Source organism: Pseudostreptobacillus sp. (assembly GCF_977040545.1).
This window is the reverse complement of the sequence record NZ_CDRRBS010000004.1, coordinates 22,119-29,954: the sequence shown is the minus strand read 5'-3', so window position 1 is coordinate 29,954 and position 7,836 is coordinate 22,119. Positions and strand designations below refer to the sequence as shown.

The 7,836-nt window shown below is 27.8% G+C and carries 6 protein-coding genes; all 6 read left to right on the top strand.

Annotation, left to right across the window (positions count from 1 at the left end):
• The first annotated feature begins 167 nt into the window (after positions 1-167).
• The 6 genes from ACWYO2_RS00695 (at position 168) to ACWYO2_RS00670 (ending at position 7,835) form a co-directional block, all read left to right on the top strand.
• On the top strand, positions 168-1,448 hold the full coding sequence (locus tag ACWYO2_RS00695) for a hypothetical protein (protein WP_455514573.1): 1,281 nt from the start codon (positions 168-170) through the stop codon (positions 1,446-1,448).
• A gap of 13 nt (positions 1,449-1,461) precedes the next feature.
• Positions 1,462-3,612: a hydantoinase/oxoprolinase family protein gene (locus ACWYO2_RS00690; RefSeq protein ID WP_455514572.1), complete on the top strand. Its 2,151-nt coding sequence runs from the start codon at positions 1,462-1,464 to the stop codon at positions 3,610-3,612.
• A 2-nt stretch (positions 3,613-3,614) separates the two neighbouring features.
• Positions 3,615-4,229, top strand: a complete 615-nt coding sequence (locus ACWYO2_RS00685) for a hypothetical protein (protein ID WP_455514571.1) — start codon at positions 3,615-3,617, stop codon at positions 4,227-4,229.
• Complete coding sequence (locus tag ACWYO2_RS00680) at positions 4,204-5,514, top strand: FAD-dependent oxidoreductase (protein ID WP_455514570.1); 1,311 nt, start codon at positions 4,204-4,206, stop codon at positions 5,512-5,514. The genes ACWYO2_RS00685 and ACWYO2_RS00680 overlap by 26 nt, the downstream gene beginning before the upstream one ends.
• A gap of 236 nt (positions 5,515-5,750) precedes the next feature.
• Positions 5,751-6,488: a nucleoside phosphorylase gene (locus ACWYO2_RS00675; protein WP_455514569.1), complete on the top strand. Its 738-nt coding sequence runs from the start codon at positions 5,751-5,753 to the stop codon at positions 6,486-6,488.
• Positions 6,489-6,515: 27 nt separating this feature from the next.
• On the top strand, positions 6,516-7,835 hold the full coding sequence (locus ACWYO2_RS00670) for an APC family permease (protein ID WP_455514568.1): 1,320 nt from the start codon (positions 6,516-6,518) through the stop codon (positions 7,833-7,835).
• Position 7,836 lies beyond the last annotated feature (1 nt).

The window sequence follows — 7,836 nt, the reverse complement described above, 5'->3', positions numbered from 1 at the left end:
TTCTTTAAAATTATAATTAATTATCATATTATTTTTTTTTGATATATAATTTTTGAAATATTTTTTCAAAATATATTTATATTTAATTTTGTTCAATTTGATTTAAAATAATAAAAAATGAGGTATAATATTAGTGAAAAAGATATTTATATTTTGGAGGTATTATTATGCAAACTTTACAAATTATTTTAATTTTTGCAATATTTTTTGCAGGAGCATATTTGATGATGACAAAAAAATTGCCGGCAATATTAGCTTTACCAATTATGGGAATACTTATTGCAGCAATAGCTGGAGTACCTTTTAAATCAGATAATCCTGAAATTAATTCAATAATGGATTTTGTAATAACTAAGGGAGGAATTAAGCTTGCTAGTACAATAATAGTTACTATTTATGGTGCGATATTTGCTAAAATTATTCAAAAAAAAGGAATTTCTGATTCGATAATTAAAAGAGCAGCAGAACTTGCAGGAGATAAACCTACAATAATTGCTATAGCTATAACTGCTGCTATAGCGATAATTTTCACAGCCATGAGTGGAGCTGGTGCGGTAATAATGGTGTCTCAAATTGCAATTCCGATATTTCTTGCATCAGGTATTGAATCTTTAGTTGCATCTTGTTTAATATTATTTGGTCTAAATATTGGATTAATATTTAATGTTTCTTTGTATCAAATATTTATAGATAGTATAGGAATGGATATAGAAACAATTAAATCTTATTCAATAGTAATGGGAATAGTTTCTACGATTATAACATTAATATACATCTACTTTAATGTTTATAGAAAAGGATTGAAAGGTACTAGAAAATCTTGGTGTGCAAATGTATGTAAAAATAATGATGTTAATATATTTGCATTATTTACACCAATTTTACCTATTGTATTAGTATTTTTCTTGAAATGGAATCCTGATACAGCATTAATTTTATCAATAATAATAACTGCATTAATAGTAAGACCTATGGAAATAGTACAAGATTTATCTAGTTCTGTTGTAGAAGGGATTAAAGATGTTGCTGGAGTTATAGGATTAATGATAGGAATAGGAATACTTTTAAATGCTGTATCTGCACCACAATCAGTAGAATTAATAAAACCAGTTATATCATTTATAACACCAACTAACCCAATTATGTATATATTAATATTTACAATACTTTCACCTCTTGCTTTGTATAGAGGACCATTAAATATGTTTGGATTAGGTTCAGGAATAGCAAAAATATTACTTTTATCTGGACTAAGTATACCTGTAGTTGGAATGGCGTTAAAGAGTACAAGTATGGTTCAAACAGTAACAGATCCAACTAATACACAAAACGTAATAATAGCAGGATTTGCTAAAGTTGATGTTAATGATATATTGAAATCAACATTACCATATACTATGCTTATGACATTAGGAATACTAATATATTCAGCAATAACATTATTTTAAATAAGGGGAAATTATGGAAACTAGAAAAGTAAGAATAGGAATAGATGTTGGAGGAACGTTTACAGATGCAGTTGTTGTAGATAATACAACATTTGAAGTAATAGCTAAAACAAAGGTTCCAACTACTCATAACTCCAAACAAGGAGTTTCAGAAGGAATAATTTTAGCAATAAATAAAGTTCTTGAAGAAAATAATATTTCTACGGAAGATATAGTTTTTATAGCTCATGGTACAACTCAAGCTACAAATGCATTACTTGAAGGGGATGTTGCTAAAGTTGGTATTATAGGTATGGGTAAAGGTATAGAAGCGAGTCGTTCAAAAAATGAAACTATAGTAGGTAATATTGAATTATCTAGTGATAAATATTTATATACTCAACATAGATTTATTGATTCAAGCAATATAGTTGAAGATAATGTAATAGATGTTATAAATCAATTAAAACAAGAGGGTTCTAAAATTATAGTTGCTTCAGAGAGTTATTCAGTAGATAATCCAGTTAATGAAAAAAGAATAATTGAAATAGCAAATTCTATGGGTGTACTTGCAACTGGTGGATATGAAATTTCTCAATTATATGGTCTTCAAGCTAGAACAAGAACAGCAGCAGTTAATGCTTCTCTTATACCAACTATGTTAGAAACTGCGAATATGACAGAAACTGCAGTTAAGGATGCAGGTATAAAAAAACAACTTATGATAATGCGGTGTGATGGTGGAGTAATGAGTGTAGATGAAGTTAGAAAAAGACCTATATTAACTATGTTATCTGGACTTGCTGCTGGAGTTGCTGGGGCTTTAATGTATGAAAAAATTACAGATGGAATATTTTTAGAAGTTGGAGGAACATCTACTGATATATCAGCTATTAAAGAAGGAAAAGTAATGATAAAGAATGCAGAAATTGGAGGGAAAAAACTTTATCTAACTTCTTTAGACGTAAGAACATTAGGTATAGCTGGTGGAAGTATGATAGTTATAGAAAATGGTAAAATTTCTGATGTTGGACCAAGATCAGCTCATATTGCAGAAAAAGAATATGAAGTATTTGTATCTCCAGAAAGAATAAAAAATCCTAAGATAGAATTAATAGCACCTAAAATTGATGATAAGAAAAATTATGCTATAGTTAGTTGTGATGATGGAGAAAGTTTTGCATTGACTCTTGCAGGAGCTGCAAATATTTTAGGTTATGTTCCAGATGATGATTATGCAAAAGGTAATATTGAATCTGCTAGACTTGCATGGTCTGCACTTGCAGAATATACAGGAGAAAAGGTAGAGGTTCTTTGTGAAAAAGCTTTACAAATTGCTTGTAATAAAGTTAAAAATATAGTTGATAGTTTAATAGATGATTATAATTTAAATAAAAATATAATATATTTAGTTGGTGGTGGAGGTTCGGCTTCTATAATTACTCCGTATTTAAGTAAGCTTACAGGAGTGAGATTTAAAATAGCTAAAAATGCTCCATATATATCAACTATTGGAGTTTCACTAGCTTTACTTAGAGAACAAATAGAGAGAAACATATCTAATCCAACAGAAGAAGATATAAAAAAAATTAGACATGATTGTAGTGAAATGATTATTAAATCAGGAGCAGATCCTAAAACTATAGAGATTACAATAGAAATAGATTCTAAAAAGAATATTTTAAGAGGAATTGCAACAGCTGCTACTGAACTTAGAACAAAGGACAGAAGTGCTAAAACTTTAACACAATTAGAATTAAAAGAGAAATTATTGGAGTTAAATAAAGAAAATAATGTAGATATTAAGCATATTGCAACTACTGGAAAATGGAATATATTTGAATTATCAAATATAACTTCATCATTTTTTGGATTAATTAAAAGTAAAAAAACTACTACATGTGTAATAGATGACGAAGGCGTTATTAGATTACAAAAACAAAAAGCTAAGGTTCTTTACTGTAAAAAAGAAGAGATTGATATGTATATAGATAGGTTTATAGACTCTATGACAATTTATTCTGATGCAAATGAAACTCTACCAAATACTTTTGTTTATTTTGGACAAAAATCGGTAGATTTAAGTAGTATAACAACAAAAGAACAAATGTTATCTATATTAAATATGGAAATAGAATATTTAGATGGTAAGGAAAACATTTTAATAGTATGTTCTAAGGATTAGATATGATAAGTGATGATGTAATTTATTTTTTAGAGTTGAAACAGGATTTGGTTTTTAGAAAAATTAATAGAAAAGATTATATGTATTATATAGAAAATTGTAAATCTTTTGCATCAAAAATATATGAAATGTATAAAGATGAAGATATAGTTTCTATACTTAAAAATCATGGATTTGAAATTGTTGAAATATATGATGATGGAAATAAAAAATCACCATATGTTTTGTATTCAGAAATAATATTTTTTGATAAAAATAGAAAAATAAATATATATATAAATGATTTAAAGAAAAAATTAGATTTAATTTCAGAAGATATAAAGGATATAGATTTAAATTTTTTGAAAAATTTATGTATAGCGCATGAATTTTATCATTTTTTAGAAATTGAATACGATATTTATATACAAAAATATCTAAAAAAAGTAAAAGGAATACTTTTTAAATCTAAAGTTAATACTTGTAGTGAAATATGTGCGATAGAATTTTCTAAATTGTTTACAAATTCTAAAGTTAATCCCAAATACATGGATTATATAAGTTTGATAAAAAGTGGTTATATCGATTATACATATTTAAAGGAGGCTGAAAATGAACTATATAACATATGCAAATAAAATTATACCAATTTTGGGAGAATATGATACGGTTGTAGTAGGTGGAGGAACATCGGGAGCATCTGCGGCTATAAGTGCAGCAAATGAAGGTAATAAGGTATTAATTATAGAAAAAAGTATTTTTTTAGGAGGGGCTAGTGTTAATGCCTTAGTAAATCCTATTATGGAATCTTTTGTACCACATAATGATAATTTTTATTTGATAGAAGAAGAATTGAAAAAATTGAATTCAACGACGAGAGATGGAATAACTGAATATCTTTATTCTACACCAGAAAATAAAAGTTATGTATTAGAAAAATTATTTAAAGGTGATATATTATATGATGCTACTTTAGTTGATGTTATATTACATGATAAAAAGATTAACTATGTTATTGTAACTACAGTTGAAGGTATAGGTGCAGTTAAATCAAAACAATTTATAGATGCTACAGGTGATGCGTTATTATCAAGATTAGCAGGAGTTAAAACTAATAGTGGAGATTCTGAAGGAAATAATCAAATGAGTTCTTTAAGATTTGAAATGGGGGGAATTGATATAAATAAATTTAGAGATTATGTTTTAAATTTAAATGAAAAATTCTCTAAGTTGATAACGGGTGATTTTTTTGAAGCTGCTATGGTAAAAGGAAAAGGGTTTAAACTTGAACCTTTATTCATACAAGGAGTTGAAAAAGGGTTACTTAAAGAAGAAGATTTGATATATTTTCAATGTTTTTCTATTCCAGATGCTAAAGGGTGTATGACATTTAATTGTCCTCATCTTGAAATAATGAAAAAGAATACTAATTCTTTAATTAGATCAAAAGCAATATTATATGGTAAAGAAAAAATACAAAGATTAATAAAATTTTTAAAAGAAATGATGCCGGGGTTTGAAAATTCATATTTAATTAGAATAGCAAATAGCTTAGGGATTCGTGAATCTTATAGAATTGTAGGGAAATATACTTTGGTTGAAGAAGATTATATAAATCGGAGAAAATTTGAAGATTCAGTTGCTAAAGCGGATTGGTACATAGATGTTCATTCTAGTAAAGGATTAGTACATATGGAAAAGTATAAAAAAGGTGAGTATTATGACATTCCATATAGATGCTTGATTAATGATGTTATTGATAATATGGTAACAATAGGAAGATGTATATCTACAACTTTTTTAGTTCAAGCTAGTATTAGAGTTCAAGCAACTTTAATTGATATGGGAGATAGCGTAGGTAAAATATGTGCTAAGGCTTTAAATAATAATATAGAATTATCTAATTATATACATAAAAATTAAATTTTATAGGTAGTAATAATATGATTTAAGTATTTTGTTACTACCTTTTTTTATTATTCCAATAAAAACAAAAAAATGTTTTGTTGTTATTTTAAAAAGGTTTCTAAATGTTTTAGAGTTTAAATAAATAATTTATTTTTGGAAAATATTTGGAATTTTTTGGAAAAGTATTGACTTTTTTGGAATTATAAGTATTAATATATTGAAGATAAATTTTTTAAAAAGGAGTTTGTTATATGAGTGAAGAATTATTACCTGGGATTAGATTAAAAAAAGGTGATGTAGCAGAAAGAGTTCTTGTTGTTGGGGATCCATTTAGAGCGGAAATGCTTGCGAATAGACTTGATAATATGAAATGTCTTGCTAAAGGACGTGAATATTGGACTTATAGTGGTACATATAAAGGAGTACCTGTAAATATATCATCACATGGAGTAGGTGCTAGTGGTGCTATGCTTTCATTTATTTCGTTAATTAAAGGTGGAGCTAAATTATTGCTTAGACTTGGTACTTGTGGTTCATTAAGTTCAAAAGTTAAGACAGGAGATATCATAGTTCCGACAGCAGCAGCTAAAGAAGAAGGAGTAAGTAATATATATGTTCCTGAATCATTTCCAGCTATAGCTGATTTTGATTGTGTTTCAGAATTAGCTAGATCTGCTAAAGAACAAAATATAAAAGTGCATACAGGAGTTATAGTTACTCAAGGTGCTTTTTATGGAGGACTTTTAGAAACAAATACAGAACTTCAAGCTAAAGCAGGAGCGATAGGACTTGAAATGGAAGTTTCAGCACTGTTTACAGCAGCATCTCTTTATAAAATTAAAGCAGGTGCTATACTTACAGTTGATGGAAATGCTTTAGCAGTTCTTGATAGTGCAGAAGATAATGATCCAGATCCAGAATTGTTAAATAAAACTGTTCAAACTTGTGCAGATATAGTATTTGAAGCGTTAATAAATATTAATATTTAATAGAATTAGAAGGGAGTCCAATTTATTATGGAAAAAAAATTAAGTTTTTGGGAGTTGTTTTTAGTAGGTGTCGGACAAATTATAGGGTCTGGGATAATGGTTCTACTTTGTATTGCTATGGGTATGACAGGTAAAGGAGTTGCTGTTTCATTTTTAATAGCTGCTGTTATAGTAGTTATACCTTTAATACCATTAGCTGCACTTGGTTCTGCAATACCTAATGCAGGTGGTATGTATTCTTATGTTAGAGATTTAGTGGGTAGAAAAACAAGTTTCTTTTATGTTGCTTTATTAGTATTTGGACAATTTGTTCTTGCACAATATGCTATTGGTTTTGCACAATATGCACAACAACTATGGCCAAATATTAATGTTAATTTAATAGCTGGAGCTTGTATGACTTTTGTGTTTATAATAAACTTAGTTGGTATTAAAACATCAGTTTTAATTCAAAGAGCAGTTGTTGTTGTATTACTTGCTTCATTATTTGCCTTTGTTTCATTTGGATTACCTCAAGTACAAGATTTTGGTTCTTTCTTTGAAATAGGAAATGTATTACCTAATGGTCTTGGACAATTTATAGCAGCATCAGTATTAGTTAGATACGCAATGATAGGTGGAGAGTTTTTATCAGAATTTGGAGGAAATGCAAAAAATCCAGGTAGAGATATACCAGTAGCAATGATAAGCTCAACAGTTATTGTTTCAATTTTATACTTCCTAATAGCTTTAGTTGCAGCTGGGACTTTACCTCTTGATGAAGTTGCTTATAAAAATTTAGGAGTTGTTGCAAAAGCTATATTACCTAATTGGATGTATTTAGTATTCATTATAGGTGGAGGAATGTGTGCCTTATTATCATCATTAAATGCAGTGTTTGCTTGGGCACCAAATGATATAAAACAAGCTATTAAAGATGGTTGGTTCCCTGAAAAATTCGCTCAAGAAAATAAGAAATTTGGAACACCTCATTGGTTATTATTGATGTATTATTTAGTAGGTATGTATCCAATTTTATTAGGACAAGAAATTAAGGCTGTATCAGTTATAGGAGCAAATGTTGGTTTAATATTTGCAATATTCCCTGTAATGGCAATAGCATTCTTAGAAAAGAAAAATCCTGAAGCTTATAAAAATGCTCAATTTAAATTACCAAGATGGGCTTCAATATTATTACCTATTATAAGTGCTTGTATATATATTATAGCTATATATTCAAGTTGGGATTATATGAAAGAACAAGGTGCAATAATACCTATTATAGTATTTTGTTTATTGGTTATTATATATGCATTCTTAAGAGAAGGTCATGTAAAGAAAGTGTTAGATGCTAAAAAAAATAAATAAT

Excerpts from the sequence above, each read along its gene's own strand:
- ACWYO2_RS00690 (WP_455514572.1), top strand. The coding sequence starts at position 1,462 with ATGGAAACTAGAAAAGTAAGAATAGGAATAGATGTTGGAGGAACGTTT.
- ACWYO2_RS00685 (WP_455514571.1), top strand. The coding sequence starts at position 3,615 with ATGATAAGTGATGATGTAATTTATTTTTTAGAGTTGAAACAGGATTTG.
- ACWYO2_RS00675 (WP_455514569.1), top strand. The coding sequence starts at position 5,751 with ATGAGTGAAGAATTATTACCTGGGATTAGATTAAAAAAAGGTGATGTA.
- ACWYO2_RS00680 (WP_455514570.1), top strand. The coding sequence starts at position 4,204 with ATGAACTATATAACATATGCAAATAAAATTATACCAATTTTGGGAGAA.
- ACWYO2_RS00695 (WP_455514573.1), top strand. The coding sequence starts at position 168 with ATGCAAACTTTACAAATTATTTTAATTTTTGCAATATTTTTTGCAGGA.
- ACWYO2_RS00670 (WP_455514568.1), top strand. The coding sequence starts at position 6,516 with ATGGAAAAAAAATTAAGTTTTTGGGAGTTGTTTTTAGTAGGTGTCGGA.